This window comes from Corynebacterium yudongzhengii (assembly GCF_003065405.1).
Classification (GTDB): Bacteria; Actinomycetota; Actinomycetes; order Mycobacteriales; family Mycobacteriaceae; genus Corynebacterium; species Corynebacterium yudongzhengii.
In genome coordinates this window covers 773,701-800,659 of the sequence record NZ_CP026947.1, presented here as the reverse complement: position 1 = coordinate 800,659, position 26,959 = coordinate 773,701, and the positions used below count along the sequence as shown (strand labels likewise).

Genomic DNA, 26,959 nt, shown 5'->3' with positions numbered 1-26,959 from the left:
ACTGTCACGGGAGCCGAGATCTAACTCTGGGGCCGCACCTGCTTTTGGCCCCGTAGTGAGGTTTCCGAAAGCACTTTGAGGTAACTGCGGTGAACCGGACTGGGTCAGGTTTATGCCATGGCATAAACGAGGAATCTTCGAGCTGATCCTGTTCCGGCCGAACTCCGATTACGCACGTGCGTAATCGGAGGCATCCACTATGCCACCGCATAGCGAGATCGAGGCCGCGGGCCCCTACGCGCCGAGCATTTTCCTTTACGCATTACATCTAGGGTTCTGACTTCCTGTCGGCAAAGAAGGTTCCCAGAAGAGACGCCCACCAAGTTGTGCACACTTCGGTAGCCAAAACGAGAGAGATACGACACACTCGTTAACCGGATCCCTTGCAAGGGGATTCGGGGATCACATCTTTGCACAAGAAATATTCGGGGAACGTTACTTGTGAACCGCCTCATCGCCACCATCGTTGCGACCGTAGTAGGAAGCCTCGTGGCTGCCTGCGGACTTACGGGTGCCTCGGTTCCAGGACCAGCAGCGCAAGACACCACAGATTCGACCGACGAGACACAGCCGCAGGAGCTTCCGCCCGGGTTCTATCTCAGCGGAGAATTCGTCGAACTCACAGAGTTCGACCCAGAGGATCCGGGACTCGAACCCATCCGGGCCTGCGAAGAGATCACACCAGAAGCTTTCCACGAAATGGGCTTAGAACTGGTCACAGGAGAGCAGCTAGACAGCTTCGGAATGACTGGATGCGGAGTACGACCAATAGACTCATCTGGATCTAGAGCAATGATTTCACTGACAGCCGGCCCCAGTCAGGTGGACGGCTTAGTGGACAGAAGTGCGCACCACGAATGGAGCCCAACTCCTCTTTTGGAAGATTTCGTGCTCCTTCAGTACGAACACGATATAGATTCTGCCTGCGCTGTTTCTACCGACACCTCACGGGGGCTTCTCTCAGTGACCTACAACGACTACTCGTCAAACCGTTCGAATGAAGAGCTCTGCGGAGCTGTCATCGACGTCACTGAAGCCATCTACCAACAACTACGGGGAAGGGAGTACTAGTGAGCCGCCTCATCGCTATCGCCGTCGTGGCCGTGGCAGGAAGTCTCGTGGCAGCCTGCGGCCTCACAGGCACCTTGGTAAATCTGCAGCCACGTCAGAATGCCGCGGAATCAGCCGGCGAGACGGAACCACAGGAGCTGCCTCCCGGGTTCTATCTCAGCGGAGAATTCGTCGAACTCACCAAGCTCGACCCAGACGATAAAGATCTAGAGCCCATCCGCGCCTGCGAAGAGATTCCACCCGAGGTCTTCGAAGAAGCCGGAATTGAACCTATAACGGGAGAACAAAGCAACAATTTCGGAATGACCAGCTGCGGTTTCGCTTTCATCGAAGATTACGAAACGAACAGGAGAATCACCATGACCGGTGGTTTTAACCTTGTCTCCAATCTTGTAGCGAAAAGCGCCACGACCGATGCCGAGGCCAGTGACATTCTGCCTTCGTTGGTTACTCATCAGAGACACGATGAAGCAAGAACAGCCTGTGCTGCCTCCTTGGACACATCGCGCGAATTGCTTTCTGTAGCGAGCACAGATTCCCGAGAAATGACTTCAGATGCGGAATTATGCCAAACAGCTACTTCTGTAGCCGAATTAATCTATCTACAACTTCAGGGGGAAACGTATGATTGAGATAGATCTTCACAGCCTCGACGCAATCAGCGGCAAAGTAGGAGCCCTTTCGCACAGCGCACGTACTGGCGAAAGAAATACCCTCAATGCACCCATAGGACCGTCCTATTCGGTGGCATCCGGTTTCGACCAAATGGGCACTATGCATGGCCGGTTCATCAAATACGGATCAGGCGCCGCAGCCCAAGTACTGCAAGACCTCTCGGGCGAACTCGACGACATACATACAAACCTCAACCGCACCTCTGAGGCCTTCCAAGCCCAAGACGACACCGCAGCCCACGCACTCGACATCGCCGACCACGGAGGAAGCACCCACACCTCCAGTTACAACTTCTCCCCACTGGATGCGACAGGAACTAGCGGGCTCGGGAAGACAACGGTGGGTGTTCTACCAGCACTATCCGTGCAAACACTCATGCACGAACTCCAACAAACAGACGGCAACGCCGCCTACTCATCCCAGAGAATCTGGGTCGAGATCATCAACGCCGCCAAAGACATCGCTTCGGGGCTCCACGACGTCAGCACCACGCTCGGGTCAGAGAATACTGGGGCGGTTATTGATGCAATCCGCGCCCGTATTGACGGCACTGCTCGTCGCAGTGAAGTCATCGCCGCTAATTCCCGCATCATCAACCAATACCTTGGGGCTTTAGACCGCAGCCGGATGACCAAACTCGGTGACGTCACCGGCGTCAAACTCGAACTCGACGCCCTACGCGCACTCGGCCCCAACGGAGAAATGGCCGCACGCATCGCCGAGCACGCCTTCTTGGGTTACTACGCTGCCGCCACCCAAGCGGAACTGGTAGGACTGATCCCACCAGTATCGAACCTGACACTCGAAGACTCCGGCACCTCCGGTGGACACGCAGACGCCATGATGTCTGATGTTGATGGCACCGGTTCTCGTTACTCCACCAACGGCATCATCACCCCACACGGACTGCGTGACCAGTTACTCGAGGCGGCTGCAGCGTATCCGGAGAGTTTTGAGCGTATTAACTCGGTGACCAGGGGTATGGCGGATGCTGCTGGCGTAAGTCTTGGTGAGGGGTTGTTCAGCCCGCAGGCAATTAGTACGGATGCAGCCACGATGACCTCACCGCAGCAGATCACCGGGTTGGCTAGTAACCCTAGTGCTAGCCCCACGGCTTCTCTTCCTGGTGTGTCTGGGGCGTCGAATGTGATCACCCCGATGGGTGCACCGCTTGCCCCGAGTGCCACCACCAATTACGGCGGGGCACAGCCTTCACGACCCAGTACTGGGGCCACGCCTTCAACCACTTCTCCTCAGGCACGCACGAGTACTCCCGGTGCGACTGGTGCTGGTGTCCTGATGCCGGGTATGGCTTCTGCCCGGCCAGGGATCGCGGGTAGCGCCGGTTCAAATCCCTCGGCCGGCACCCGTTTCGGTTCCGGCTTCGCCAGTACTCCCTCGGAAGGCTCACGCGCGATCGGAGCCACCGGTAGTCATAATGCACAAGGCGGTTCATCTAGTACAGGCCTTCGTGGCGTTTCAGGAGTACCACCCACACCCGGCCACAACCCCAGCAACCCTGGCCAGCCTAGTGGTGATGATTCCACCCGCCGCCCTAACCCGGGAGGCAACACCAACACAGGCACTAACCCACACGCCCAAACCGCCACGCAAGGGCAAAACCAAACAACCCGCGCTGGCATGGCACCCATGATGGGCGGAGTACCCGGCGCACGGAATACCAACAGCCCGAACAACAAAGGCAAGATCCGCACGATCACCAGCCAAGTCGAACGCGAAGGTAATATGCGTGACCTTCTCGGCGAACGCCCGCCAGTAGTCCCCGGCGTAATCGGGGCGTGGGTACGCGAACCGAGGGACTAGCCCTGCGGGCGCGCGCCAAGAATGTCGGTGCCGACCCGCACGATGTCACTGCCCGCGGCGATGGCCTGCTCGAGATCGGCGGACATGCCAGCAGATAGCAGCATGCCTTCGCCCAGTGAGTCGGCAAGTTCGCGGGCGCGCTGGAACACCGGCCCAGGCTCTTCGTCGAGGGGAGGAACCACCATGATCCCCGCCAGCTGCAGGTGCTCGGCAGCATGGATCGCCTCCGCGAGGGCGGGAACATCCTCGGCGGTCACTCCCCCGCGCGCGGTGTCGCCATCCGCGGAGAGCTGGATGAAGCACTCCAGCTGATCGGTGCTACGATCGCCACGCTCGAGCGCGAGTTCCATGCCGAGGTCAAGCCGGCCGGCCAGCTTTTCACTATCGACCGAATGGCACGCCGCCGCCCATCGCGCCACGGCGTTCGCCTTCTTCGACTGGATCTGGCCGATCATATGGAAACGCATCTGCGGATACTCTTCCGCCTTCGCGCGCGCTTCCTGTTCGCGGTTTTCGCCGACATCGGTGATGCCGAGCTCGTAGAGCAGCTCGACATCCGAAACGGGGTGGAACTTCGTTACCGGCAGAAGTCGCACGCTCCCGGCCTGCCTACCGGCGTTCTTCTCCGCCTCGCTGATCCGCGCGCGGACGCGCTCGAGCCCGGCGCGCAGCTCGTCGATACGCCCCATCTATGCCTCACTCCCCGTCAGCCAAATTACCCCCGCCTGCCGGCCGGTGGTGCCTTCACGGCGGTGGGAAAAGAAGTCCTGGTTGCTAATGGTGCAGCGGGGATCGGCGTCGATATGCGTCACCCGGCGCGCCATGAGCTGCCGGATGATGCCTGCGCGCAGGTCCAGGCCGGCGGTGTTCTTCTTCGTCCGCGTCGCCGACCCTGGCAGATGCTTATCGACGTCCGCCGCCATCTCCTCCGGCACCTCGTAATAATCACCCGAGGCGGCGGGCCCGAGCAGCGCCTGGATGGCCTCCGGGCGGGCGCCTAGCTCGCACATCTTATCGACGGTCAGCCCCACAATCCCATTGCGCGCCCCGAGTCGCCCGGCGTGGGCGGCCCCAATGACTCCGGCTTCGTGGTCGGCGAGCAGCACCGGCACGCAGTCGGCGACGAGCACCACCAGGGCCAGGTTCTTTTCGGTGGTGACCACCGCGTCGGTGGCGGGGACGGGCTGATTTTGCGGGCCGTCGACAACCGTGACGGTATTCGTGTGCAGCTGCTCCATCCAGACGAAACGCTCAGGGCTCAGGCCGAGGATCTCGGCGAGGCGGCGACGGTTGGCAGCCACGTTGTCGGGGTCGTCTCCGACGTGGTCACCGAGGTTGAAAGAGTCGTACGGTAACGCCGACGCCCCGCCCGCACGGGAGGTAAACACCATGCGGACAGGGCGCTCAGCGACGTTGTCTAGGTCAGCCATGAGGCCCCAGACTAGCGCATGAAGGACGGCACATCGAGGTCGTCGTCGCCGTCGTCGTCACGGCGCAGCGCTTCTCGACGGGAGGTGTCCTCGAAGCGCTGGTTGTCAGTAAACAGGCCGCCGGAGCGGTGGCTCGACTCGCGCGGGGCGGGGGTGGGCTCTTCGCGGGTGCGGTCGTCGAAAAGCGAGCCGCGGGTGGCCTTCTGCTCCTCCTGCGGCTCCTCGCGCTGGGCGTGGCGGCCGACGGGGCGCTCCGGGCTGCCGGTGTTGGAGGCGGCGTCGAAGCCGGTAGCGATGATGGTGACGCGGACCTCGTCGCCGAGGTTGTCGTCGATGATGGTGCCGAAGATGAGGTTGACGTCCTCGTCGGCCTTCTCCTCGACGACGGTGGCGGCGGAGTGGACCTCCTGCAGGCCGAGGTCAGAGCCGCCGGCGACGGAGAGCAGGATGCCGGTCGCGCCTTCCATGGTGGTCTCCAGCAGCGGGGAGTTGATGGCCTGGAGGGTGGCGTCCATGACGCGGTCGTCGCCGCGCGAGGAGCCCACGCCCATGAGGGCGGAGCCGGCGTCGGCCATCACGGAGCGGACGTCGGCGAAGTCGACGTTGATCATGCCCGGGATGGTGATCAGGTTGGTGATGCCCTGCACACCGTTGTGCAGGACCTGGTCGGCGGCGCGGAAGGCGTCCATCATGGACAGTTCGCCATCGGCCAGCTGGAGCAGGCGGTCGTTCGGGATGACGATGACGGTGTCACAGACCTCGCGCAGCTGCTCGATGCCCTCGACGGCCTGGCGGGTGCGGCGCTTGCCCTCGAAGGAGAAGGGGCGGGTGACCACGCCGATGGTCAGCGCGCCCATCTTCTTGGCCACGTTCGCGACGACCGGGGCGGCGCCGGTGCCGGTGCCGCCGCCCTCGCCGGCGGTGACGAAGACCATGTCAGCGCCCTTGAGGGTCTCTTCGATCTCGTTCTTGTGGTCCTCTGCGGACGTGCGACCGACCTCCGGGTTCGCGCCGGCGCCGAGACCGCGGGTGGCCTCGCGGCCGATGTCGAGCTTGGTGTCCGCATCAGAGAACAACAATGCCTGGGAGTCAGTGTTGACCGCGACGAACTCGACGCCCTTCAGGCCTTCCTCGATCATGCGGTTGACGGCGTTGACGCCACCGCCGCCGACACCGACGACCTTGATGACGGCGAGGTAATTGTTCGGGGAGGTCATGTGGTTTTCGCTCGCCTTTCGACTAGAGAGTGGTTTTCGGAACTTTTTCGCTGCTACCCATCATGGTCAATCAGGGTGAAAATTGCGGGCACATTTTCGCGCGTGTCGGCACCCTCAACCTCTACCTTAGGGTTAATGACCTGCGCTTATGCGATACCCTTACCCTAACGCTGCACGATCATCTGCGGGTTAGAGACATCCCACTCGCCACCCTCGCGCTGCAGCACGGTCTCCACCGCCAACGCCTTGTTGTCGTTGTCCACGGCCCGGCCCCAGAACACGGTGCGGCCATCGTTAAGCTGCAGCTGGTAGGCGTTGACAGACTCCGCCGAGATATGCTCGACGGCCTCGCCCACCGGATCGCTCAACGCGCCGGCGATAGCGATGGCGCCCTCCAAGAGCTCGGTGTCGCTACCGTCCATGCCCTCTAGGCGCACGGCCGATTCCGGCGGGGCGCCATCGTGGAAGGCTTCGGCCTGATCGTCGATCAGCGTGGGCTCGTCGCCTTCTTCCAGCCAGGCGATGACGCGGCGCTCGACGACGGTGACGGTGATCTCGGAAGGAAAAGACCTCGACACCGTCGCCTCGCGCACCCGCGGCATCCCGACGACCCCGCGCGCCGCCGCCGTGGTATCGACCTGCATGAGATTTTCCCCCGGCTCGATCCCCGTGGCATCCACGATCTGCTGGTCCTCGAGCTGCTGGTTGCCTTCGACCGCGACGTTCTTCACCGTAAAGATCGGAAACGCAAACAGCGCGGCGATCGCCGCGGCGAGTAACACCACCACAACCACCACCGCGGCGATGATCTTCCACATCCGCGACCGTGCGCCGCGCCTACCCGCGCCGGACGCCGTGGAACCGGAAGATTCCTGTACGCCCGCCTGGTGGGCGGCGTGCTCGTCGAGAAGCCGGGCGCGCTCCTCGCCGGTGTAGCTATTGGTTGAGACCTCTTCCGCAGCCGGCGGCTTTTGGGGCTCGTCGGGTTCGGGGGAACTGACGCGACCGTGGGTCATCGGTTCTCCAAGCCCTGCAGGATCTCATCGGCCAGCATGGTCACGGTGCCGGCGCCCATGGTCAGCACCAGATCGCCCGGGCGGGTCACCCCGATGACGGTCTCCACCGCGGCGGAGAAATCCGGCTCGTAGCGGACCTCGGTGGTGGCCTCGTCGATGCGGTCGGTGATGATGCGGGAGGTGATCCCCTCGACGGGGGTTTCCCGCGCGCCGAAGATTTCGAGCACGACCACGGCGTCCGCCAGCGAGAGCGCGGCGGCAAACTCCTCGTCGAACTCGATGGTGCGCGAGTACAGATGCGGCTGGAAGCAGGCGACGACGCGCGCGCCGCTGTCTTCCGCGGCGACCTTCTCGCGGGCCGCGGTGAGCACGGCCTGCACCTCGGTGGGGTGATGGGCGTAGTCGTCGTAGACGCGCGTGCCGGCAAAAGTCCCGGTATCGACGGTGCCGTGGTACTCGAAACGCCGGCGCACGCCGGTGAAATCCCCTAAGCCCCGGGCCAGTTCGGTGGGCTCAGCCCCCGTGAGCACCCCGGCGAGCAGCGCGGCCGCCGAGTTGAGCACCATGTGCGCACCCGGGATCTGCAGGACGTAGCTGACGGTCTCCTCGGCGTCGCCGACGCGCACGCACACCGTGACCGACGTGCCCGCAGACAGGACCTCCTGCGCGGTGATCTCGGCGCCGACGGGGATCTCGGGGTGCTCGCGCACGGCCGCCGAGGTGCCATAGCCCAGCACCGTGATACCGCGCTTTAAGGCGTTGGCCCCCAGCGCGGCGGCGTGTTCGTCGTTAAGGCAGACCACGACGTAACCGTCGTCGGTCACGCGGTCGGCGAAGTCATCGAAGACTTGAAAGTAGGCTTCTTTCGAGCCGAAGTAGTCGAGGTGATCGGGCTCGATGTTGGTGATCACCGCCACGTCCGGGCGATAGCCCAAAAGGGAGGCGTCGGACTCGTCGGCCTCGGCGATGAACGCATCACCGGTGCCGTGGTGGGCGTTGGTGCCCGCCTTGTTGAGCTGGCCGCCGATCGCGAACGAGGGATCCATCCCGGCGGACTGCAGGGCGGAGACGGTCATCGACGTCGTCGAGGTCTTGCCGTGCGTGCCGGCGAGCAGGACCTGGCGCGAGCCCTCCATGAGCTCGGCGAGCAGGTCCGAACGCCGGATCACCGGGATGTTCTTCTCGCGCGCCGCAGCCAGCTCCGGGTTATCCTGCGGGATCGCCGCGAAAGAGGTGACGACGACCGTCGGCAGCTGACCGGCGATCTCCAGGTTCTCGGCGCGGTGGCCGACGGCGACGTGCGCCCCCGCGGATTCGAGGACGCGCACCGGGCGGGAGTCTTTGATGTCGGAGCCGGAGACGACCGCGCCGCGGCCCAGCAGGATGTGGGCGACGCCGGACATCCCGGAGCCGCCGATACCGATGAGGTGGACGCGGGATAGATCGACGGTTCTCTCGCTCGCCATGATGGGCCTTTCTCCTTTTAGTCGGTGCTGATGTCGGAGGCGATGCGATCGGCCAACGTCTCGGCGACGTTGCCGGCATCGGCCTGCGACAGGGCCTTTTCCATCGTGTCTAGTTTCTCAGTATCCAAGGCCTGGATCTCGGCGACCAGCCTATCGCCGTGCAGATCGGCATCGGCGATGGTCAGCGCTCCCCCGCTGGCGACGATCTCGGCGCTGTTGCGGCCCTGCTCGCCGTTGCCATGCGGTAAGGGGACGTAGACGGCCGGCACCCGAGAAGCGGTCACCTCGGCGACGGTCATCGCCCCGGAGCGACACAAGATCAGATCCGCCGCCTTGAGCGCGGAGGCCATGTCCTCGATATACGGCAGGGGGTGGTAGTGCTTGAAGGCGGAAGGCGCGTCGTTCTTCTTGCCGTAGGCGTGCAGGATTTGCCAGCCGTTATTGATGAGGCGCTCGCGGGCGTCGAGAAGCGCCGAGTTGATGCTGCGCGCACCCTGCGAGCCGCCGGTGACCAAAAGTGTGCGGCGATCACTTGCCAGCCCGAAGGCCTCGCGGGCGGCGTCGATCTCGGCGGCATCTTCGGCGACGCCGAAGCCGGGGCGAATCGGGATGCCAACGACCTCGCCGTCCATCCCGGAGCCGGCCACCGCGTTGAAGCCGGTGCCGCCGAGGCGCACGCCAAGCTTGTTGGCCATACCGGCCAGGGCGTTGGTCTCGAGCACGTAGAACGGGGTGTTCGTCGTGCGCGCCGCCAGGTAGGCGGACCCCGCGACGTAGCCGCCGGTGCCGAAGACGACGTCGATGTCGTTGTCCTTGATCACCTTCCGGGCCTGGTTGACCGAGTGGAAGAGCTTGCCCGGCACTGTGAGCAGCTGCAGAGGTTTCTTGCGCGGGATGGGCACCGGGTCGATCATGTGCAGCTCGATGCCGCGGGCCGGGATGATCGTTTTCTCCAGGCCGCGCTCGGTGCCCAGCGCGCAGACTTGAGCGTCGTGGCGTTGGATGAGGGCCTCCCCCACCGCGAGCGCCGGCTCGATGTGGCCGGCGGTGCCTCCGCCGGCGAGCAGCACGTTGAGGGTCTTCTTGTCGTTCACGATGGGTTAGCGTCTCCTTCCACGCGCGGTATCGGTCTGCGGCCTGCGCGGGTACCGGTATTCGGCGCCGCGGCGCGAGGTCTCGCGTGCCGACGTCCTGCGCGAGGTATCGACGCTACCAGCCCGCCGCGTCGCCGAGGTGCGCGCGGTCACCGGGGTGGCGCGGCGCTCGCGCGGCGCCGCGTGACGACGGGGCGTCTCCTCCGCGCGGCGGGGAGCGTCGAAGGAGGTGTCCTTATCCGGCACCGGCTCGCCGATGCCCAGCAGGCGGTCGAACAGCGGGCGGCCGTAGTTCTGCATCGCCGAGATCGCCTCGGGCTCGTGGCGGGCGACGGACGCGAGCAGGCCCATCGTGCCGATCGTGATGATCGCCGAGGTACCACCCGCGGAGATCATGGGCAGCTGCACGCCGGTCACGGGCAACAGCCCGATGACGTAGCTGATGTTGATGAATGCCTGAGAGACCACGCCCATGGTGAGCCCGGCGGCGAGCAGGGCCTGGAACTGGTTCTGGGCGCGCAACGCCGCGCGCAGCCCGAACGCACCCAAGAGCGCGAACAGGCCGATGACCAGCGCGCCGCCCCAGAGGCCGAGTTCTTCGCCGATGATCGCGAAGATGAAGTCGTTTTTGGCCTCCGGCAGGTAGAACCACTTCGCCCGTGACTGGCCCAGCCCCACGCCGGCGAGGGAGCCATCCGCCAGGGAGAGGTATCCCTGGTAGGTCTGGAAGCCCGTCGACTGGGTCTCGGTGATGTTGCCGAACAGAGCGTCGAAGTAGGTGTGGAAGCGCGCGGAGCGGAAACCGCCACCGAGGAAGACGCCGACCATGGACACGGCCGTCACCGCCAGAGCGACGAGGATGATCCACAGCTTCACGCCGGCGAAAAGCAGGGTGAAGCCGGACACCACGGCGAAGGACAGCGCCATGCCGAGATCGCCCTGCAGGCCGATGAGAATGAACATGAACCCGGCCACGCCCATGAAGTGGACGAAGCGGCTCGACAGGCGCGTGCGCACATGGCGCGCGCCCGCGAGGTAGGTGGCGCCCCACAGCACGATGGTGATGCGGGCGAGCTCACTGGGCTGCAGCGACAGCGGGCCAATGATGAACCACGACTGCGAGCCGACCTCCTCGCGACCGGAGCCCAGCGGGGTGAGCACCGCCACCAGCAGCGCGATGGAGAGCAACAGCAGCCACACCGCGGACTTGCGCACCAGCCGCATCGGGGTCTTCAGCGCCACCCAGAACAAAACGAGGCCAACCGCGACCATCCCGGTCTGGCGCAGGGCGGAGGAAAACACGGTCTCTCCCCCGGCGACCGACCAGGTCATCGAGGAAGAAAACGCCATGACCACGCCGAGGCCGACGAGCACGAGCACGACGATGCGGATCATCAGGTAATCGAGGCCCGGCTGGCGGGTGCAGTAGTTGATGAAGGTGCCCAGGCGCTCCCGCGCGTTAGGGCTGCGGGTGTCGGTGGCGGTGGTCATCGTGTCTCCTCCTCGCTGGAGTGATCGAGGCTGCGAGCGGCGTCAGCAAACATCTGGCCCCGCTGGGCCATGCCGGTGAACATGTCGAGGCTCGCCGCCGCCGGCGCCAACAGGACCGTGGTGGCCGGCTCGTGCGCCGCAAAAGCGACGAGCTCGTCCATCGCCGCCGCCGGGTCGGTGTGTTCAGTGATAAACACCCGGGACTTCGGCGCGTGGCGGCCCAGCGCGCGGGCGATCTCGGCGGCATCGGCGCCGAGCAGGCCCACGGAGGTAAGCCGATCGGCGTGCGTGGCGACGAGCTCGTCCACGTCCGCGCCCTTGAGCTGCCCGCCGGCGATCCACGTGACGGCGCCGTCGATACCCGCCAGGGCCGCGTCGGCGGCGTGTGGGTTTGTGGCTTTGGAGTTATCGATCCATACCTTCTTACCGCGGTGCACGATCGCGCCGCGGTGGCCGGCGACCCGGAAGCCCAACAGGGCGCGGGCGATGGTCGGCGCTGGTACATCCTGGGTCAGCGCGACCGCGGAGGCCGCCAGTGCGTCGAGGATGCCGGCCGGGCCGGGTGGCTCGATGCCTTCGGTCGGGGCGATGTCGATGAGCTCGCCGTTTCGGCGGTAGGTGATGCGCCCGTCGATCACGCCGACCTCGTTGTCGCGGGGCTCGTGGAGCGTGAAGCCGGTGTAGTCCTCGCGGCCCAGTTCGCGCAGCTGCTCGACGACTAGGGGGTCGTCGATACCCGCCACCGCGTGGCGCGCACTGAAGACGCGGGCCTTGTCGCGGGCGTAGGCGGCCATGGATCCGTGCCAGTCGATGTGGTCTTCGGCGAGGTTGAGCAGGCAGCCGGTGTCGGGTGTCAGCTCGCTCGACCAGTGCAGCTGGAAGCTGGAGAGCTCGGCGACCAGAATGTCGACGCGGCGCGGATCGACCAGCGCGTCGGCCACGGCGACGCCGATGTTGCCGACGGCCGCGCTGCGCGTGCCGACGGCGGCGTCGTGGGCGGCCATGATCTCGGCGAGCATCGCGGTCGTGGTGGTCTTGCCGTTGGTGCCGGTGATAACGAGCCAGGTGCGGGGCGCGCCGAAGACGCCCGCCCGATCGAGGCGGTAGCACAGCTCCACATCACCGATGACCTCGAGACCCTTTTCGGCGGCGTGGCGCAGAAGCGGCGTGCTCGGCCGCCAGCCCGGGGAGGTGACCACGAGCCCGATGGCGGCGTCGTCGATAAGCCGGGAGGCGGTAAACGTATCAACGCCTTCGACTCCCGGGATGGAGCGGGCGCGCTCGAGATTATCGTCGACCAGCACGACCTTTACGCCGAGGCCGTGCAGCAGGCGGGCGATGCCCACGCCGGAAACACCCGCGCCGGCCACGACGACCGGCCGGGTGCCGACGACGTCAGTCACGGGTGCGCTCATCTCAGCCCACCCCCAGCGCGCCGGTGGCCTGGAGCCATTCGCCGTAGAAGATAGCGGTGCCGCTCAGCGCGCCCATGAGCGCGATGAGCCAGAAGCGAATGACGACGGTGACCTCCGGCCAGCCACCGTTTTCGAAGTGGTGGTGGAAAGGCGCCATGCGGAACACGCGCTTGCCGGTGGTCTTGAAGGCGGCGACCTGGATGACCACCGAGGCGGCCTCGATGACGAACAGGGCGCCGATGATGATCATGAGCAGCTCGGTGCGGGTGGTCACCGACAGGCCGGCGACAAGGCCGCCGAGCGCCAGCGAGCCGGTATCGCCCATGAAGATCTTCGCGGGCGAGGCGTTCCACCACAGAAAGCCCAGACACGCGCCGAGGCCGGCGGCGGCCAGCACGGCGAGATCCAGCGGGTCGCGCACAGCGTAGCAGCCGGGCTCGACATCCACCGTGCAGGAGTTACGGAACTGCCAGAAGGTAATCAGGCTGTGGGCGCCCATGACGATAGCGGTGGCGCCGGCCGCCAGCCCGTCGAGGCCGTCGGTGAGGTTCACGGCGTTCGACCAGGCGGCGATGAGGATATAGATGAAGATCAGGAAGAGGATCAGCCCGATGATGCCGCCGCCGACGGCCAGATCCACGGTGTCAATGTCGCGGATGAACGACAGGCTCGTCGAGCCCGGGGTCAGGCCCTGGGAGTCCGGGAACTGCAGGATGAGCACGCCGAAGGCGATGGCGATGGCGAGCTGGGCGATGAGCTTCGCGGTCTTGTTCAGACCGAGGTTGCGGCCCTTGAAGAGCTTGATGAAGTCATCGGCAAAGCCCGTGGCACCGAGCGCCAGGGTCAGGCCCAGCACCAGCCAACCGGAGATGGAAAAGGCGTCGCCGCCGATGGCCATGGCATAGAACCCGGAGACCAGATAGGCCACGGTGATGCCGGCGAGGATGGCGATACCGCCCATGGTCGGGGTGCCGCGCTTGCGCAGGTGCGAGCGCGGGCCGTCCTCGCGGATCTCCTGGCCGAGTCCTTCGGCGGAGAAGTAACGGATGAGCACCGGGGTGACGAAGATAGCGACGATGAAGGCGACAACGCCCGCGATGATGATCTGAGTCACTGGTTCGACACCTCGTTTAGCCTTCTATCGTCTCCGTCCGGCCGGGCCGGAATGAAATTAACCGTAGTCGCTTGGCACCTACGCATTGGTGCGCCCTTCTCGCGTGTCTGCCAGCGCTTCGGCCACCCGCCACAGCCCCGCGGAGTTCGAGGCCTTGACCAGCACGACGTCCCCGTCGTGGGCGTCGGCCTCCGGGCGGGTGTGCAGCACCTTTTCGACCTCCGCGACCGCAGCGTCCACGTCCGCGGCGGCGACGGTTTTCACCCCGCCGCTTTGGGCGGCGCGCACGGTCGCCCGGTTGAGCTCGCCGCCGCCGACGGTCACCAGGTGCGTGACGTTGAAGCGCGCGAGCTCCTCACCGAGGCAGGTGTGGGCGTCGATGCCGTCATCGCCTAGCTCGTTCATCTCGCCGAGCACGGCGATCGCGCGGGCACCGGCCTTCGCCGACGCCGTATACGCCAGGGCGGCCACGGCGGCGCGCATGGACTCCGGGTTCGCGTTGTAGGAGTCGTTGATGATCGTAGTGCCATCCGCGCGGGAGGAGACATCCATCCGGTGTGCGCTCGCCGCCCGGTGATGCGACAGTGCCTCGGCGACCTGCGTCGGTGCCAGCCCAGACTCAATCGCGGCGGCGGCGGTGGCGGTGGCGTTCGAGACCTGGTGGGCGCCGAAGACCTGCAGGCGCACGCGGACCGGCTCGCCGTGCGGGTGGTGCAGGACGAACGTGGCGCGGGCGACGTCGTCAAGCTCGATGTCGCTGGCGTAGTAGCTCGCCCCGGAGGTCGGCGGCGTGGCGGTCGAATACGTCACCACCTTCGCCTCGGTGCGCTGAGCCATCGCGGCGACGAAAGGGTCATCGGCGTTGAGGACCGCCACTCCCCCGTCCGCGGCGGCGAGCAGCGCCTCGACGAGCTCGCCCTTGGCGCGGGCGATGTTCTCCCGCGAGCCGAACTCGCCGATGTGTGCGCTGCCGACGTTGAGCACCACGCCGACTTGGGGCGGGGCGATCGTCGCCAAGTGAGCGATATGCCCGATGCCGCGCGCGGACATCTCGGCCACCAGGTACTCGGTGTGGCGATCGCAGCGCAGCACGGTGTACGGGTGGCCGATCTCGTTGTTGAACGAGCCCGGCGGGGCGATCGTCGGGCCCTGCGTGCCGAAGACCGCCGCCATGAGGTCCTTCGTCGAGGTCTTGCCTGCCGAGCCGGTCACGCCCACGATGCGCAGCTCACCCTCGGCCACTAGGCGCTTGGCGACGGCCGCGGCCACCGCACTCATCGCCGTGACCACGGCGTCGGCGACGTCGGCGTCGGAATCCGAGGCTGCCGGCACGATCACCGCGGGCTCGTCGAGCGGACGTGCCGCCAGCACGGCGACCGCGCCCTTCTCGATCGCCGCGGCGGCGAAACTGTGGCCGTCGACCCGCTCGCCCGGCAGGGCGACGAACAGCCCACCCGGGGTGATCCTGCGGGAATCGAACTCGACGAAGCCCGTGACCTGCGCCGCCGGGTCGGCGGCGGGGGTCAATTCGCCGGAGGTCAACTCGGCGATCTCAGCGAGCGTCAGGGCGATCATGGTGGGGCGGTCCTCCCGGGGAAAGTTCTTGGACAGTTACGGTCAGTTGTTCTCGGGTGTGGTCTCGGCTGCGGAGTAGCCGCGTTCGGTGAGCGCGCGGCGGACTTCCTCGCGGTCGTCGAAGTGGTGCACGGTATCGCCGACGATCTGGCCGACTTCGTGTCCCTTGCCCACCACCACGATCGCATCGCCCGGCTGGGCCCACTGGACCACGGCATCGATTGCCTCGGCGCGCGAGCCGAGCTCGATGATCTCCGCGTCGGTGCCGGCCTCGACGGCGCCGCGGTAGACGGCCGCGCGGATCGGGGCGGGGTCTTCGGTGCGCGGGTTATCGTCGGTGACCACGACGAACTCGGCGCCGCGGGCCGCTTCGGCGCCCATGATGGGCCGCTTGGAGGGATCCCGGTCGCCGCCGGTGCCGACGACCACCCCGATGCGCCCGTCAATCTGCGCGCGCAGGGTGTGCAGCACGGCGGCCACGGCGGCGGGCTTGTGGGCGTAGTCGACGACCGCCAGGAAGTCCTGGCCCTGATCGATACGCTCCATGCGCCCGGGCACCTCAACGGTGCTGATGCCGCGGGCGAAGGCCTCGAGATCCGCATCGATCGCGCGGGCCATGCCCACGGCCAAGGTCGCGTTGGCAACGTTGAAGTCTCCCGGCAGGGAGAGATCGAAGCGTACGGTCGCATCGGTTCCGGTGACCTCGACGACCTGGGCGCCGGTGGCGTCCTGGGAAATTTGCGTGCCGACGAGATCCGCCCCGCGCTTGTCACTCGTGGCCACCCTCAGGGCCTGGTCCCCGGCGATCTCGGCCATCCTTTGACCCCAGTCGTCGTCGACGCAGATCACCGCGCGCTGTGCGTGCAGAGGCGATGCCGGATCGAAGAAGCGGGCCTTCGCCTGGAAGTAGTCCTCCATCGTCGGGTGGAAGTCCAGGTGGTCCTGGCTCAAGTTGGTAAATCCGGCGACGTCGAAATCCGTGCCCGTGATCCGGCCGAGCTCTAAGGCGTGGGAGGAGACCTCCATGACCACGTGGGTGACCCCCTCGGCGCGCATGTCGGCGAACAGTGCCTGCAGGGTCGGTGCCTCCGGGGTGGTCAGGGTGGTGGGCACCTCGCGGCCGTCGATACGCGTGCCGGTGGTGCCGATGAGTCCGACCTTGTGCCCGGCGGCCATGAGTCCGCGCTCGAGGAGGTAGCTTGTGGTGGTTTTGCCGGAGGTGCCGGTCACCCCGAGCATGGTCATCTCGCGGGCGGGGTGGCCGTAGATTTCGGCGGAGACATGCCCTAAAACCTTGCGGATGTCTTCCACCACGACGACGGGGCGTTTCTCCCCGGCCTCGGCGAGGATCTCGGCGCCGCGGGCGTCTGTAAGGATCGCGGCGGCAGGGGTCTCGGCGGCGAACGTGGCGCCATGGGCGCGGGTGCCGGGTAAGGCGGCGAAGAGGGCGCCGTCGCGTACGCGGCTGGAGACGAGATCGACGGAATCGATTTCTACGGCAGCGTGCTCACCAGCCGGGGCGCTCGCACCGGCCAGCTCAGCGATGCGCGCGAGGGTGATGGCGTGGGTGGTCATGGTCTGCTCCTCGGGTTCTCGTTCTCACGTCTTTATTTCTAACTGCGTTGGCGGCTATCCGCCCTGCAACACCAGCGGCTCGCCCTCCGGCGACGGCGGGATATTCTCTTTATCCAGCAGCCAGCCGGCGATGTCCTGGAAGACCGGCGCGGCGGACTGGCCGCCCCCGCCGCCTTCCTCGACGCCGCGTTCCGGCTCGTCGATCATGACCGCGACGACGAAGCGTGGATCGTCGGCCGGGGCGATGCCCGCGAAGGTGATCCAGTAGGCGGAGTTGGAATACGCGCCGGTATCGGGATCGACCTTCTGCGCGGTGCCGGTCTTGCCGGAGAGCTGGTAGCCCTCGATCCCGGACGCGGCCGCGGTACCGCTCTGGATGCCGGCGGGATCACTCTGCAGCGTGGCGCGGAACATGTCGGTGACGGTGCGTGCCGCCTCCGGGCTGATGACCTGGGTGCGCTCCGGTTCCTCCTGCTCGAGGATCTCGCCGTCGGGGCCGCGCTGTTCGCCGATGATGCGCGGTTCGATGCGCTCGCCGTCGTTGGCCACGGTCTGGAACACGCTGGCCATCTGCAGGGTGGTCCAGCTCATGCCCTGGCCGATCGGCAGGTTGGCGAAGGTGCCGCCCGACCACTGCTCGAGCGGCGGGCGCAGGCCCGGCGACTCCGAGGGCAGCTCGATGCCAGTGGTCTCGCCGATGCCGAAGGCGTCCAGGTAGTGATCGAAGCGCTCCTCGCCCAGGCGCTGGGCGAGCATCAGGGTGCCGACGTTCGAGGACTTACCGAAGATGCCCGTCGTCGTGTAGTTCGTGCCGGCGTGCTCCCAGGCGTCCGAGACGGTCACGCCGGCCATGTCGATGCTGCCCGGCACGTAGTGCATCTCGTCCGGGGTGGTCACGCCGTCGTTGATCGCGCCGGCGGCGGTGATGATCTTGCCGACGGAGCCCGGCTCATAAGGGTGTGAGATCGTCGAGTTCTCGAAGCTCTTGCCGTCTTCGATCTGTTCCTCGACGTTCTTGTTCGGGTTGATCGTGTCCGTGTTCGCCATGGCCAAAACCTCGGCGGTCTGCACGTCCAGGACAACCGCCTCGGCGGACTCGGCACCGGAGTTGGCCTTGGCCTGCTCGAGTTTCTGCTGCACGAAGGTCTGCAGGTCGAGATCCAGCGTCAGCTGCAGATCGGTGCCGTCAACGGCTGGCACCTGATCGCGCAGCGTGCCCGGGATGACCTGGCCGGTGGTGGCGATATCCTCGGTGGACCGACCGTTGATGCCGGACAGGAGGTGATCCGCCGACGCCTCGAGGCCGAACTGGCCCTCGCCGTCCATGGACACGCGGCCCAAGACGTTTTCGGCGATCGCGCCGTTGGGATACTGCCGGATGTCCTGGTGATCGGCGGCCACGCCGTGGAAGCGGTTGGCCACCTCGGCGGCGACGTCCGGATCGACGTTGCGCACCAGCACCTCGTAGCTGGAGTCGGCGGTGAGCTTGTCGTGGATCTGGTCCTTATCCACCTTGTCGGAGCTCGCGCCCGTATCGGAGATCATCTCGGGGATGGTGGTGGCCATCTCCTCGAGGATATCCTCAACGCGGGTGGTGACCTCGTTGTTGAGCTCCTCAGCGCTTAGGCCTTCGGCGGAGCCGTCGGCCTGCATCTCGAGTTCCTCGCGCTCGCGCAGCTCATCGCGCAAAAGGTTCGGCGAGACCGTCAGCGAGCGGGCCTGCATGGTGTAGGCGAGCTCGTTGCCGGCGTGATCGACGATCATGCCGCGGCGCGCCGGCTCCACATACACCCGGGCGCGCTGTTCCTCGGCCTGCGCCTGCAGCGACGGGCCCCACGCGAGCTGCACCCACGCGAGACGGCCCGCCAGGATGAGAGCTAGGCCCACGAGCACGGCGACGATGATGCGCAAACGCCGCGACATCACCGTTTTCTGCGAGGGGGCGGTGGCGGTATTGACGGCGCGGGCGTGACTGCGCGCAGGCGGGCGCTGCGGGGCCTGCTGGCGCCGCTTACGCGGGTGTCCGTTGCGGGGGCTGGGGTGTGTCACTGCCCGTTTTCCACCTTCTCATCCAATTCCGGTCTCTACACTTACTGCTCACCTGCCGGGGGCTGCGCTGGCGCCTCTGCGGGGGCCTCGGCCGGGGCGGGCGCCGGGCGCTCGGGTTCCGGAGCCGGGGCGGGCGCCGGGCGCTCGGGTTCCGGAGCCGGGGCGGGCGCCGGGCGGTTGTTGCCGCCGTTGGCATAAGGGGCGATGCCGTCGTTCGGGGCCCGCAGAATCTGCTCGCCTTCGGGCACTGCCTGCAGGTTATCGGTCAATTCGTCGGTCTCGTTCGGGTCGCTGGAGGCCTGGCCGGGGCGGACGGGTTCTCCATTGATGTCGATCATAGGACTGACTTGGTCGCCCGCCGGCCGAGACTCGGTGATTTCGCCGTTTTCTTCGACGATGAGGATGCCCGGCTGCTCCGGGATGACCATGCCCATCTCATCGGCGCGGCGGGTGAGCTCGGCGGACGAGGACACGGTCTGCAGGTCGCGGTTGAGCGTCTCGAGCTGGTTTTCCAACTGCGATTCCTGCGCGACCAACTGGTTGATGCGGAAGGTCTGCTGCGTGGCCACGCCGGATAGCCACATCGCCACCACGATGCCGGTAATGAGCAGCACGATCGCGATCGCGGAGACCTTCGGCAGCAGTCCGACATCCCGGATCGGCTGCGTACGGCGCCCGCGCACGGACACGACCTGGCGGGAGCCTAAGCGGCGACCGTTCTTCCGGCCCGCTTCTCGACGCTCCGGGCCCCTCGGGGCGTCGTCGGTACGACGGTGCGGCTCGGCGCGGCGCAGCGGGCTCACCTGCGTGCAGTCGAGGAGGGCGGTGGCCCGCCCGGAGTTCTCTGCGCTCGAGGTGAAGTCGCGGCTAGCGCCCATGGTGCGGGGCCTCCTGGTGGCAGACGACGAGGTGTGCGAGGGGGTGCTGATCGGGGTGGCCATTAGCTGTCCTCCTCTGGACTGATGCGTTCGATGGCGCGGACCCGCACCGGGGCGGCGCGGGGGTTGTCGTCTATCTCGTTCTCGGTGGCTTTTTCCGCCCCCCGGGTGATGGTGCGGAACTTCGGCGCGGTGCCGGGCAAATCCATCGGCAGCCCGGGCGGGGTCTGGGACGTGGTGAGCTCGGTGAAGGCCTTCTTGACGAGGCGGTCCTCCAGCGATTGGTAGCTCATGTACACGGCCCGCCCGCCGACGCGCAGCCGGCGGGTGATCTCGCCGAGCGACTTCTCGACGGAGTCGAGCTCGCCGTTGACCTCTACCCGCAGCGCCTGGAAGATGCGCTTCGCGGGATGCCCACCGGTACGCCGCGTGGCGGCGGGGATGGTCTCGTAGAGCAGCTCCACCAGCCGCGCGGAGGTGCGAAAAGGCTCTTTCTCACGTTCGCGCACGATCGCGGTGGCGATCTTGCCGGCGAAGCGCTCGTCGCCGTAGGTCTTCAGGATCCGGGCGATATCGCCGTGCGAGTAGGTGTTGAGCACGTCGGCGGCCGTGAGCTGCGTGTTTTGATCCATGCGCATATCCAGCGGCGCGTCTGCCCGGTAGGCGAAACCCCGCTCGAGCTGATCGAGCTGCATGGAGGAGACCCCCAAGTCGTAGAGGGCGGCGGCGATGCCGTGGACGCGGACGGTATCGAAGATCTCCCCCGCTTGGTCATCGATGGCGGTGGCGAGGTCGTCGAAACGCGCATGCACCCCGCAGAAACGCTCGCCGAATGGGGCGAGGCGTTCGCGCGCCTCCTTGAGGGAGTGGGTGTCGCGGTCGATGCCGATGAGCCGGGCCTGGGGGAAGGTGGCGAGGAAGTGCTCGGCGTGCCCGCCGGCGCCCAGGGTGGCGTCGATGATGACGGCATCGGCGCCGGCGGCCTCGATCGCGGGAGCGAGCAGCTCGGTGACGCGGTCGCGCATGACGGGCACGTGGCCGTGGCGCCCTTGTTTGTTGGTGGTCGCGGTCACGTTGTCCATCACTTGCCTCCTTCCCGCGCCGTTGTCCCTGTCAGCTGCCCTCCGGGGTGCGCATAGGGCCCTGACCGGAGCAGTGCTCTGATGTCGGGGAAGTACACCAGAGCTCCCGCCCCGGACAGAGTCCGTATCCGCACTCCGTCGGTGTGGCCGCGTCTCCTAGAGGAGACCCGCCAGAATGTCGTCCGCGTCGGCCGCCGAGTAGGCGTCCTCCGTCTGTTCTTGGTATTCGGCCCAGGATTCGGCATCCCAGATCTCGAGAAAGTCGACCGAACCGATGACCACGCATTCCTTGGTCAGGCCTGCGTACTCCCGGTGAGCCGCCGACAGCGTGATGCGACCGTTTCCGTCGGGCCGCTGCTCATCCGCACTCGCGGCGAGGTTACGGATGAACGCGCGGGCTTCCGGGTTGGTGCGGGAGACCGCAGCCGCCTTGCGGGCACGAGCTGCGAACTCCTCCCTCGGGTACACGGCCAGCGAGTGGTCCTGTCCCTTGGTGATCATCATCCCGCCGGCCAGTTCCTCGCGGAACTTCGCCGGGAGAGTCAGACGCCCCTTGTCGTCGAGCTTCGGAGTGTAGGTGCCGAGAAACATCCCGGTGCCCCTCCTCAGATTCGACGACCTGGTTTCTCACTTTGTCGGTTTTCTCGATGGCAACGCCTCCGGACAAGCCCACAACCGCTCGCCCTTCCGCGTCACTGCGCCCCACTTTAACCCACTTCCCCCCACTAACACCACCCAAGCGGGCCAAAAAAGTTCTTAGCGGAGTATTTACGCTGGTAATAGCACATTCATTTGGTGGGTGGTGCGCCCACCCCTATCCGTTCATTATGTCAATGCATTCACTCTAGTCACTTAAGACGCTCTATAGCGTTTAAGATTCTTTCTCCCCTTCCCTACTTTCCGTATCGCTAGGCCACCAGAGTGTCGAGTCACCTGGGGATTTACTAAAGAGCGATGGAGGCCGCCACCTTGCAGAGCCCCCGGTGGGGCAAAGTGGGGATTAAAGGTGGGGGAAAGTGGGACATAGAAAAAGCCGCCCACCATCGAGGTGAGCGGCGAACGTCAATCAGCGCTGGGCGTCTGCCCAGAACGGGGAAGGTATCCTAATTCCCTTCGAAACGGCGGCGGAAGTTCTCTTCCATCTTGGAGCCAAAGCCGTTGCCGGAGTTGGCGCGCTGGGCGGCACTCGGTGAACGCGAGGCTCGGCCGGCCCCGCCGGAAGGCAAGGAGTTTCCACCGCTGCCCCGCAGAGCCCAGATGCCGGCGCCGAACATCACGAGGAATCCCACGATGCTCAACGCAATAAACCACAGACTGTTCTGGGCGAGAGCAACGCCCGCAATTAACATCACGAGGCCGACGACACCGATCGCGAATGCACGAAGGGAGAAGCCGCCCCCGTTTAAGCCCATGGAATCACCCGACTGGACCGACGAGCCGAACTTGGGGTCGTCCGCCAGCAGGGACTGTTCAATCTCTCGGAGCGTCTTCTGCTCCTGCTCTGAAAGCGACACTGGTTCCTCTCGGTGTTGTGGTCTGGTCCGCTCGTGTCAGACATCCTCGGCGCCTAGTGCAGCCGCGCCAAGGGTGTGGCACCCTTTCACTTATTCAACGTCCACCTTATCCCTTTTGTTCCCGGGTTTACCAACGCCTCATTCCGACCCTCCAGCCAGCGCCAACACAGCTTAAGCAACCTGACCCAAACCGGCCGACCCCTCGGTCTCCGCAAGAAACTCAGCGGCCAGCTCAACGACCTCCTCGGCGACCCCAGCCGGCGGGACCTTCTCAATCCCCGACATGACCCGCGAACGCAGGCGAGAAAACCCGGAGAAGGTCTGTGCCCACTCTTTCTCCGCCTCCCCCACGAGAGCCAGACGCTCCCACGCGCTCGACGGCAAACGCTTGCGCCGGGCCAGCACCACCGAATCGGCGATACAGGCCCCTGCCACCCGCAGGGCGCCGCGGTAGGCATATTCGAGAGCCAGATCGAAGGCGCCGGCAGCCATTTCTTTACGGGCAGAGTCCAAAAGGTCACGGGCACTAGCCAGAAAGCGCTCGCGCTTGAGCTGACGGGTAGAAAACTTCGTGGTGGCCGAGATGACATCCCCCATGGCGGACTCCTTTCTTTCCTGCTGTTGCTTAAGAAGCTAGAGGGCCCAGTGGACACACCCACCGCATAATTCGAACACTTGTTCTATCACGCCGGTTTGTCCAGGGCTAACTGCAGGAAGCGTTCGAGTCATGGTTCGATAGAGGCCGTGACCGTGTCGATCAAGAGACTCACCACCGCCGAGTTCCAGCTGCTTGCCCCACGCCTGGTGGACATCCACCTCGAGGCCATGGGCTACCCCTTCGAGCTGCACGCCCGCAGGCTGGAGTCCTGGCGCCGGGACACGCTGCAACCTGGGTTCATCTCGGCGATCGCCACCGGGCCCAACGATGTCGTCGGCGTGGCCTACGGCTTTCTCAGCGACCACAACCACTGGTGGGACCGCCAACTGCGCAAAGGCATGGAGACCCAAGGAGTCAGCGAAGAGCTGCAGCGAGAGATTTCCTCCGGCTACTTCGAAGTCACGGAAATCCACGTCCGCCCCGGCCTGCACGGGCGCGGAATCGGTCGCAGCCTGCTCACCGAACTGCTCTGGAACGTGCCGGCACCGCGCGCTGTACTCTCCACACCCGAAGTCGCCGGCGAAAACAACCCGGCCTTCGGGCTGTATCGCTCGCTGGGGTTCACCGACCTGCTGCGCGATTACTACTACCCCGGCGACGACCGCCCCTTCGCGGTCTTAATGTGCGATCTGCCCCTGGCCACGCCACGTGCCTGACCCACGCGCCGCTGCTAGTAGACTCAGCGAAGTACCCGAACGCTTAAAGTTTTTTGCGGCGTCCGCACAACACAGAAGGAATTAGTGCCGGTGAGCAAAGCTTCCGACCTCGATGTCAGCTCGTTGTCCCCGAATGACATCCCCGACGCGGTCGACGTTGTCCTCGCAGACTACATCCAGTCCCGTAAGGACGCGCTCGACGCGATCGGCGAGCCCGTCTCGAAGGCACTCGGGCACCTCGAGGACTTCATCCTCGGAGGCGGCAAGCGCATCCGGCCGGTCTTCGGCTGGGCGGGCTTCCTCGGTGCCGACGGCTTCGCGGGAGAAGAAGAACCCCACGCCGTCCTGCGGGCCGTCAGTGCGCTGGAGTTCATCCAGACCTGCGCGCTGGTCCATGATGACATCATCGACAAGTCGGACACCCGGCGCGGGCGTCCAACCGTACACAAGGCCGTCGCCGCCCACCACGAGCAGAACGCGTGGTCCGGCGACGCGGACCACTTCGGCGTCTCCGTGGCGATCCTCATCGGCGATCTCGCCCTCGCCTGGGCCGACGACATGGTCTTCGACTCCGGGCTTTCCGACGCCGCCCTCCGCCGCTCCCGCGAGCCCTGGCGTTCCATGCGCTCCGAGGTCATCGGCGGCCAGATGCTCGATATCGCCCTCGAAGCCATGGCCAGCGAGGACGGCCGCCTCTCACGGTCGGTGAACCGCTACAAGACCGCTGCCTACACCATCGAACGCCCTCTGCACTTGGGAGCCGCGCTCGCCGGTGCCCCGCAGCAGATCATCGACGGCTTCCGCGGCTATGGCCACGACATCGGCATCGCCTTCCAGCTGCGCGACGATCTGCTCGGCGTCTTCGGCGATCCCGCCGCCACCGGTAAGGGCGTCTACGACGACCTGCGCGAAGGCAAGCGCACCGAGCTGCTCGCGCTGGCGCTGCGGCGTTCCGACGAGCACTCCCCCGCCGCTGCGGAGACCCTGCGCCGCTCGATCGGTGTCGTCGATACGCACGAAGAATTAGCCCAGCTCGCTGAGATCATCGAGTCCTCCGGGGCTGTCGAGGAGATGGAGCGACGCATCGAGAAGCTCACCGATTCGGGCATCGCGCACCTTCATGACGCCGGGGTGCCGCAGGACGTCATCGACACGCTTATCGGCCTGGCACACCAGGCGACCAGGCGTCGTTCCTAAAGAACGGTAGCTCCTGATGAGCACTGCGTCTTCCGTCTACCTCAGCGCCCCGAGCACCCGGCGCGACCAGCTCGCGGAGTTCTTCTCCCGCTTTCCCGGCCCGCTGCTTTTGGGCGCGCTCGGCGCGCTCGCCCTAGCGCTGAGCTCCCACGGCGCCGGCGCCACTCGCAACCGCGGCGGCGTCCTCGAGGCACTCGGCCTGGAGTATCTGAGCTTCGGCCACGGCGCCGCATTGATGAACGCGCTGTTCAACGTGGGTCTCATCGCGATGGTGCTGGCGTGGGTGTTTGTGGGGCGCCGGGTGATCGTCGATACGAAGCGCAGCGACCCGGGCCGGCTGCGCACCGTCCGCAAGGCGCTGCTTTCCTGGTGCGCCCCGCTGATTATCGCGGCGCCGATCCTGTCGCGCGACGTCTACTCCTACCTCATGCAGGGCGCGATGGTGCGCGATGGCTTCGATCCCTATAACGAGGGCGCGGCGGTCAATCCGGGGCCGTATCTGCTGGAGGTCTCGCACGACTGGCGCAACACCACCACCCCTTATGGCCCGCTGCACCTGTGGATCGGCGAGGGCGTGACGACGGCCGTCGGCGACAACGTCACCGCCGGAGTCATCGCGTATAAGTTCATTTCCTTGGCGGGTTTCATCGCCATCGCCTTCGCGGTGGAGAAGATCGCGGCCCGCCTCGGCGGCGATCCGGCGCTCGCGCTGTGGCTGGGTGTGGCGAACCCGGTGATGGTCTTCCACATGGTCGGCGGCATGCACAACGAGTCCGTGATGGTCGGGCTCGTCTCCTTGGGCCTGCTCGCCTGCCTACACCGCCGGTTTGTGCTCGGCGTGGCACTGATCTCCGTGGCGGTCTCGCTCAAGGCCACCGCGGCGGTCGCATTACCCTTCGTGGTGTGGATGGCCACCTTCCACTATGCCCCCAAGGCCGTCTCCCTCACCCGCCGCATCTTTACCTTCGTGGTGGTGGGGCTACTCGGCGTCGTCGAGACCCTGACGGTGGTGGCCGCGGTGACTTGGCTCTCCGGCTCGTCGTGGGGCTGGCTGTCAGAGATCACCGGTAACTCCAAGGTCATCAACCCGCTGGCCGGGCCGACCTTCATCGCCGAGATAGCCACCCCCTTCGTGCAACTCTTCGACCCGGATTTCGATTACAACGTCATCCTCCAAGCCGTGCGCCCGGTGTTCTCGGTGCTCATGCTCTTAGGCTTAGCGCTGACCTGGTGGATCTTCCGCGGCGGCGACCGCCGCTCGATCATGGGCACCACCGCCGCCTACCAGGTCGCGTTCGTCCTCAACTCGGTGACCCTGCCCTGGTACTACGCCTCGTCGGTCTCGCTCGTGGGCACGTTTACTCCCCCGCGGTGGCTACTGAAGCTGGTCACGGGCCTGTCTATCATCGTGGCCCTGTCTTTTACCGGCAGCGGCAACCACCAGCTCTACAACGCCGTGTGGATGGTGGCGGTCACCGCGGCCGCCTGGGTGCTCACCACGCACATCTTCCCGCTCGATCTCGAGCGCCGACCGGGGCACCAACACCGGCCGGATCCGATTGCGCCGCGGGACTAAAACGCCATCGCCTGGGCGCGGCGGATGACCTCGCGGGCCTTCTGCCCGTGCAGCGCGTCGACGGGCCGGCCGGGCAGGCTCTCGTCCTCGGTGAACAGGTGTACCAGGATCTCTTCGTCGTCGTAGCCGCCGTCGATGAGCACCGTGATCGCTGAGGAGGCGAAGCGGTTGATCGAGCCATCTTCGTCCAGCAGGAGCTCGGGCACGTACTTCTTGCCGTCGATGCGCGTGCAGGCGAGCTTGTGGTCGTCGAGAAGATCACCGACCTTGGTCACCGGGATGCCCAGGCGCTCGGCGACCTCGTTCAAGGTCAGCAGCGTATCGTCGGCGAGCAGTTCTTCCAGCTTGTCTTGCGCGTTACTCACGCCTACCACCTTAAGTCACGG

At 65.9% G+C, this 26,959-nt stretch carries 24 protein-coding genes; 6 read left to right on the top strand and 18 right to left on the bottom strand.

Annotation, left to right across the window (positions count from 1 at the left end):
• Positions 1-441: 441 nt before the first annotated feature.
• Genes C3B44_RS03720 through C3B44_RS11620 form a run of 3 tightly spaced genes read left to right on the top strand, consistent with a single transcriptional unit; the run spans position 442 to position 3,570 of the window.
• The gene (locus C3B44_RS03720) at positions 442-1,071 is read left to right on the top strand and encodes a DUF3558 family protein (RefSeq protein WP_158268649.1); all 630 of its coding nucleotides are present in this window, start codon (positions 442-444) and stop codon (positions 1,069-1,071) included.
• Entirely contained in the window at positions 1,071-1,703 is a 633-nt protein-coding gene (locus C3B44_RS03715; RefSeq protein ID WP_108431195.1) for a DUF3558 family protein, read from the top strand. Before C3B44_RS03720 ends, C3B44_RS03715 begins: the two co-directional genes overlap by 1 nt.
• Positions 1,696-3,570 (top strand): hypothetical protein, encoded by a 1,875-nt coding sequence (locus C3B44_RS11620; RefSeq protein WP_159077377.1) that lies wholly within the window; start codon positions 1,696-1,698, stop codon positions 3,568-3,570. Before C3B44_RS03715 ends, C3B44_RS11620 begins: the two co-directional genes overlap by 8 nt.
• Here the strand turns inward: C3B44_RS11620 and C3B44_RS03710 are convergent.
• The 17 genes from C3B44_RS03710 to C3B44_RS03630 all read right to left on the bottom strand — a co-directional run bounded on the left by C3B44_RS03710 (position 3,567) and on the right by C3B44_RS03630 (position 23,083).
• Positions 3,567-4,259, bottom strand: a complete 693-nt coding sequence (locus C3B44_RS03710; protein ID WP_108431194.1) for a YggS family pyridoxal phosphate-dependent enzyme — start codon at positions 4,257-4,259, stop codon at positions 3,567-3,569. The genes C3B44_RS11620 and C3B44_RS03710 overlap by 4 nt on opposite strands.
• Complete coding sequence (gene pgeF, locus C3B44_RS03705; RefSeq protein WP_235840420.1) at positions 4,260-5,000, bottom strand: peptidoglycan editing factor PgeF; 741 nt, start codon at positions 4,998-5,000, stop codon at positions 4,260-4,262.
• Between the two features lie 11 nt (positions 5,001-5,011).
• A complete protein-coding gene (gene ftsZ, locus C3B44_RS03700; RefSeq protein ID WP_108431193.1) occupies positions 5,012-6,217 on the bottom strand; it encodes a cell division protein FtsZ in 1,206 nt (401 codons plus the stop codon).
• A 164-nt stretch (positions 6,218-6,381) separates the two neighbouring features.
• Positions 6,382-7,233 carry a cell division protein FtsQ/DivIB gene (locus C3B44_RS03695; protein ID WP_108431192.1) on the bottom strand — a complete coding sequence of 284 codons (852 nt, stop codon included), beginning with the start codon at positions 7,231-7,233 and terminating at the stop codon, positions 6,382-6,384.
• On the bottom strand, positions 7,230-8,699 hold the full coding sequence (gene murC, locus C3B44_RS03690) for a UDP-N-acetylmuramate--L-alanine ligase (protein ID WP_108431191.1): 1,470 nt from the start codon (positions 8,697-8,699) through the stop codon (positions 7,230-7,232). The genes C3B44_RS03695 and murC overlap by 4 nt, the downstream gene beginning before the upstream one ends.
• 17 nt (positions 8,700-8,716) lie before the next feature.
• Positions 8,717-9,793 (bottom strand): UDP-N-acetylglucosamine--N-acetylmuramyl-(pentapeptide) pyrophosphoryl-undecaprenol N-acetylglucosamine transferase, encoded by a 1,077-nt coding sequence (locus tag C3B44_RS03685; protein WP_108431190.1) that lies wholly within the window; start codon positions 9,791-9,793, stop codon positions 8,717-8,719.
• 6 nt (positions 9,794-9,799) lie between these two features.
• On the bottom strand, positions 9,800-11,284 hold the full coding sequence (locus C3B44_RS03680; RefSeq protein ID WP_108431189.1) for an FtsW/RodA/SpoVE family cell cycle protein: 1,485 nt from the start codon (positions 11,282-11,284) through the stop codon (positions 9,800-9,802).
• Positions 11,281-12,699, bottom strand: coding sequence for a UDP-N-acetylmuramoyl-L-alanine--D-glutamate ligase (gene murD / locus C3B44_RS03675; protein WP_108431188.1), 1,419 nt, complete (start codon positions 12,697-12,699; stop codon positions 11,281-11,283). The genes C3B44_RS03680 and murD overlap by 4 nt, the downstream gene beginning before the upstream one ends.
• 1 nt (position 12,700) lies before the next feature.
• A complete protein-coding gene (gene mraY, locus C3B44_RS03670; RefSeq protein ID WP_108431187.1) occupies positions 12,701-13,813 on the bottom strand; it encodes a phospho-N-acetylmuramoyl-pentapeptide-transferase in 1,113 nt (370 codons plus the stop codon).
• 78 nt (positions 13,814-13,891) lie between these two features.
• A complete protein-coding gene (locus C3B44_RS03665) occupies positions 13,892-15,388 on the bottom strand; it encodes a UDP-N-acetylmuramoyl-tripeptide--D-alanyl-D-alanine ligase (RefSeq protein WP_108431186.1) in 1,497 nt (498 codons plus the stop codon).
• A gap of 42 nt (positions 15,389-15,430) precedes the next feature.
• On the bottom strand, positions 15,431-16,963 hold the full coding sequence (locus C3B44_RS03660; protein WP_108431185.1) for a UDP-N-acetylmuramoyl-L-alanyl-D-glutamate--2,6-diaminopimelate ligase: 1,533 nt from the start codon (positions 16,961-16,963) through the stop codon (positions 15,431-15,433).
• 54 nt (positions 16,964-17,017) lie between these two features.
• Complete coding sequence (locus C3B44_RS03655; RefSeq protein ID WP_108431184.1) at positions 17,018-18,886, bottom strand: peptidoglycan D,D-transpeptidase FtsI family protein; 1,869 nt, start codon at positions 18,884-18,886, stop codon at positions 17,018-17,020.
• A 167-nt stretch (positions 18,887-19,053) separates the two neighbouring features.
• The gene (gene ftsL, locus C3B44_RS11615; RefSeq protein ID WP_159077376.1) at positions 19,054-19,953 is read right to left on the bottom strand and encodes a cell division protein FtsL; all 900 of its coding nucleotides are present in this window, start codon (positions 19,951-19,953) and stop codon (positions 19,054-19,056) included.
• Positions 19,953-20,972, bottom strand: a complete 1,020-nt coding sequence (gene rsmH, locus C3B44_RS03645) for a 16S rRNA (cytosine(1402)-N(4))-methyltransferase RsmH (protein ID WP_108431182.1) — start codon at positions 20,970-20,972, stop codon at positions 19,953-19,955. The genes ftsL and rsmH overlap by 1 nt, the downstream gene beginning before the upstream one ends.
• Positions 20,973-21,128: 156 nt before the next feature.
• Positions 21,129-21,563 carry a division/cell wall cluster transcriptional repressor MraZ gene (gene mraZ, locus C3B44_RS03640; RefSeq protein ID WP_108431181.1) on the bottom strand — a complete coding sequence of 145 codons (435 nt, stop codon included), beginning with the start codon at positions 21,561-21,563 and terminating at the stop codon, positions 21,129-21,131.
• A 512-nt stretch (positions 21,564-22,075) separates the two neighbouring features.
• Positions 22,076-22,486 (bottom strand): DUF3040 domain-containing protein, encoded by a 411-nt coding sequence (locus C3B44_RS03635; protein WP_108431180.1) that lies wholly within the window; start codon positions 22,484-22,486, stop codon positions 22,076-22,078.
• Between the two features lie 171 nt (positions 22,487-22,657).
• Positions 22,658-23,083 carry an SAV_6107 family HEPN domain-containing protein gene (locus C3B44_RS03630; protein ID WP_108431179.1) on the bottom strand — a complete coding sequence of 142 codons (426 nt, stop codon included), beginning with the start codon at positions 23,081-23,083 and terminating at the stop codon, positions 22,658-22,660.
• 153 nt (positions 23,084-23,236) lie between these two features.
• On the opposite strand from C3B44_RS03630, the gene C3B44_RS03625 reads away from it, so the two are divergent.
• The 3 genes from C3B44_RS03625 (at position 23,237) to C3B44_RS03615 (ending at position 26,573) form a co-directional block, all read left to right on the top strand.
• A complete protein-coding gene (locus C3B44_RS03625) occupies positions 23,237-23,800 on the top strand; it encodes a GNAT family N-acetyltransferase (protein ID WP_328588285.1) in 564 nt (187 codons plus the stop codon).
• Positions 23,801-23,890: 90 nt separating this feature from the next.
• The gene (locus C3B44_RS03620) at positions 23,891-24,997 is read left to right on the top strand and encodes a polyprenyl synthetase family protein (protein WP_108431177.1); all 1,107 of its coding nucleotides are present in this window, start codon (positions 23,891-23,893) and stop codon (positions 24,995-24,997) included.
• A 16-nt stretch (positions 24,998-25,013) separates the two neighbouring features.
• The gene (locus tag C3B44_RS03615; protein WP_108431176.1) at positions 25,014-26,573 is read left to right on the top strand and encodes an alpha-(1->6)-mannopyranosyltransferase A; all 1,560 of its coding nucleotides are present in this window, start codon (positions 25,014-25,016) and stop codon (positions 26,571-26,573) included.
• Here the strand turns inward: C3B44_RS03615 and C3B44_RS03610 are convergent.
• A complete protein-coding gene (locus tag C3B44_RS03610; RefSeq protein WP_158268638.1) occupies positions 26,570-26,938 on the bottom strand; it encodes an Rv2175c family DNA-binding protein in 369 nt (122 codons plus the stop codon). The two genes, C3B44_RS03615 and C3B44_RS03610, sit on opposite strands and share 4 nt — an antisense overlap.
• Positions 26,939-26,959: the final 21 nt, after the last annotated feature.

Excerpts from the sequence above, each read along its gene's own strand:
- mraZ (WP_108431181.1), bottom strand. The coding sequence starts at position 21,563 with ATGTTTCTCGGCACCTACACTCCGAAGCTCGACGACAAGGGGCGTCTG.
- C3B44_RS03630 (WP_108431179.1), bottom strand. The coding sequence starts at position 23,083 with ATGGGGGATGTCATCTCGGCCACCACGAAGTTTTCTACCCGTCAGCTC.
- C3B44_RS03695 (WP_108431192.1), bottom strand. The coding sequence starts at position 7,233 with ATGACCCACGGTCGCGTCAGTTCCCCCGAACCCGACGAGCCCCAAAAG.
- ftsZ (WP_108431193.1), bottom strand. The coding sequence starts at position 6,217 with ATGACCTCCCCGAACAATTACCTCGCCGTCATCAAGGTCGTCGGTGTC.
- C3B44_RS03615 (WP_108431176.1), top strand. The coding sequence starts at position 25,014 with ATGAGCACTGCGTCTTCCGTCTACCTCAGCGCCCCGAGCACCCGGCGC.
- murD (WP_108431188.1), bottom strand. The coding sequence starts at position 12,699 with ATGAGCGCACCCGTGACTGACGTCGTCGGCACCCGGCCGGTCGTCGTG.
- C3B44_RS03655 (WP_108431184.1), bottom strand. The coding sequence starts at position 18,886 with ATGTCGCGGCGTTTGCGCATCATCGTCGCCGTGCTCGTGGGCCTAGCT.
- C3B44_RS03665 (WP_108431186.1), bottom strand. The coding sequence starts at position 15,388 with ATGATCGCCCTGACGCTCGCTGAGATCGCCGAGTTGACCTCCGGCGAA.
- C3B44_RS03710 (WP_108431194.1), bottom strand. The coding sequence starts at position 4,259 with ATGGGGCGTATCGACGAGCTGCGCGCCGGGCTCGAGCGCGTCCGCGCG.
- C3B44_RS11620 (WP_159077377.1), top strand. The coding sequence starts at position 1,696 with ATGATTGAGATAGATCTTCACAGCCTCGACGCAATCAGCGGCAAAGTA.
- rsmH (WP_108431182.1), bottom strand. The coding sequence starts at position 20,972 with ATGGACAACGTGACCGCGACCACCAACAAACAAGGGCGCCACGGCCAC.
- C3B44_RS03660 (WP_108431185.1), bottom strand. The coding sequence starts at position 16,963 with ATGACCACCCACGCCATCACCCTCGCGCGCATCGCTGAGCTGGCCGGT.
- C3B44_RS03680 (WP_108431189.1), bottom strand. The coding sequence starts at position 11,284 with ATGACCACCGCCACCGACACCCGCAGCCCTAACGCGCGGGAGCGCCTG.
- murC (WP_108431191.1), bottom strand. The coding sequence starts at position 8,699 with ATGGCGAGCGAGAGAACCGTCGATCTATCCCGCGTCCACCTCATCGGT.
- pgeF (WP_235840420.1), bottom strand. The coding sequence starts at position 5,000 with ATGGCTGACCTAGACAACGTCGCTGAGCGCCCTGTCCGCATGGTGTTT.
- ftsL (WP_159077376.1), bottom strand. The coding sequence starts at position 19,953 with ATGGCCACCCCGATCAGCACCCCCTCGCACACCTCGTCGTCTGCCACC.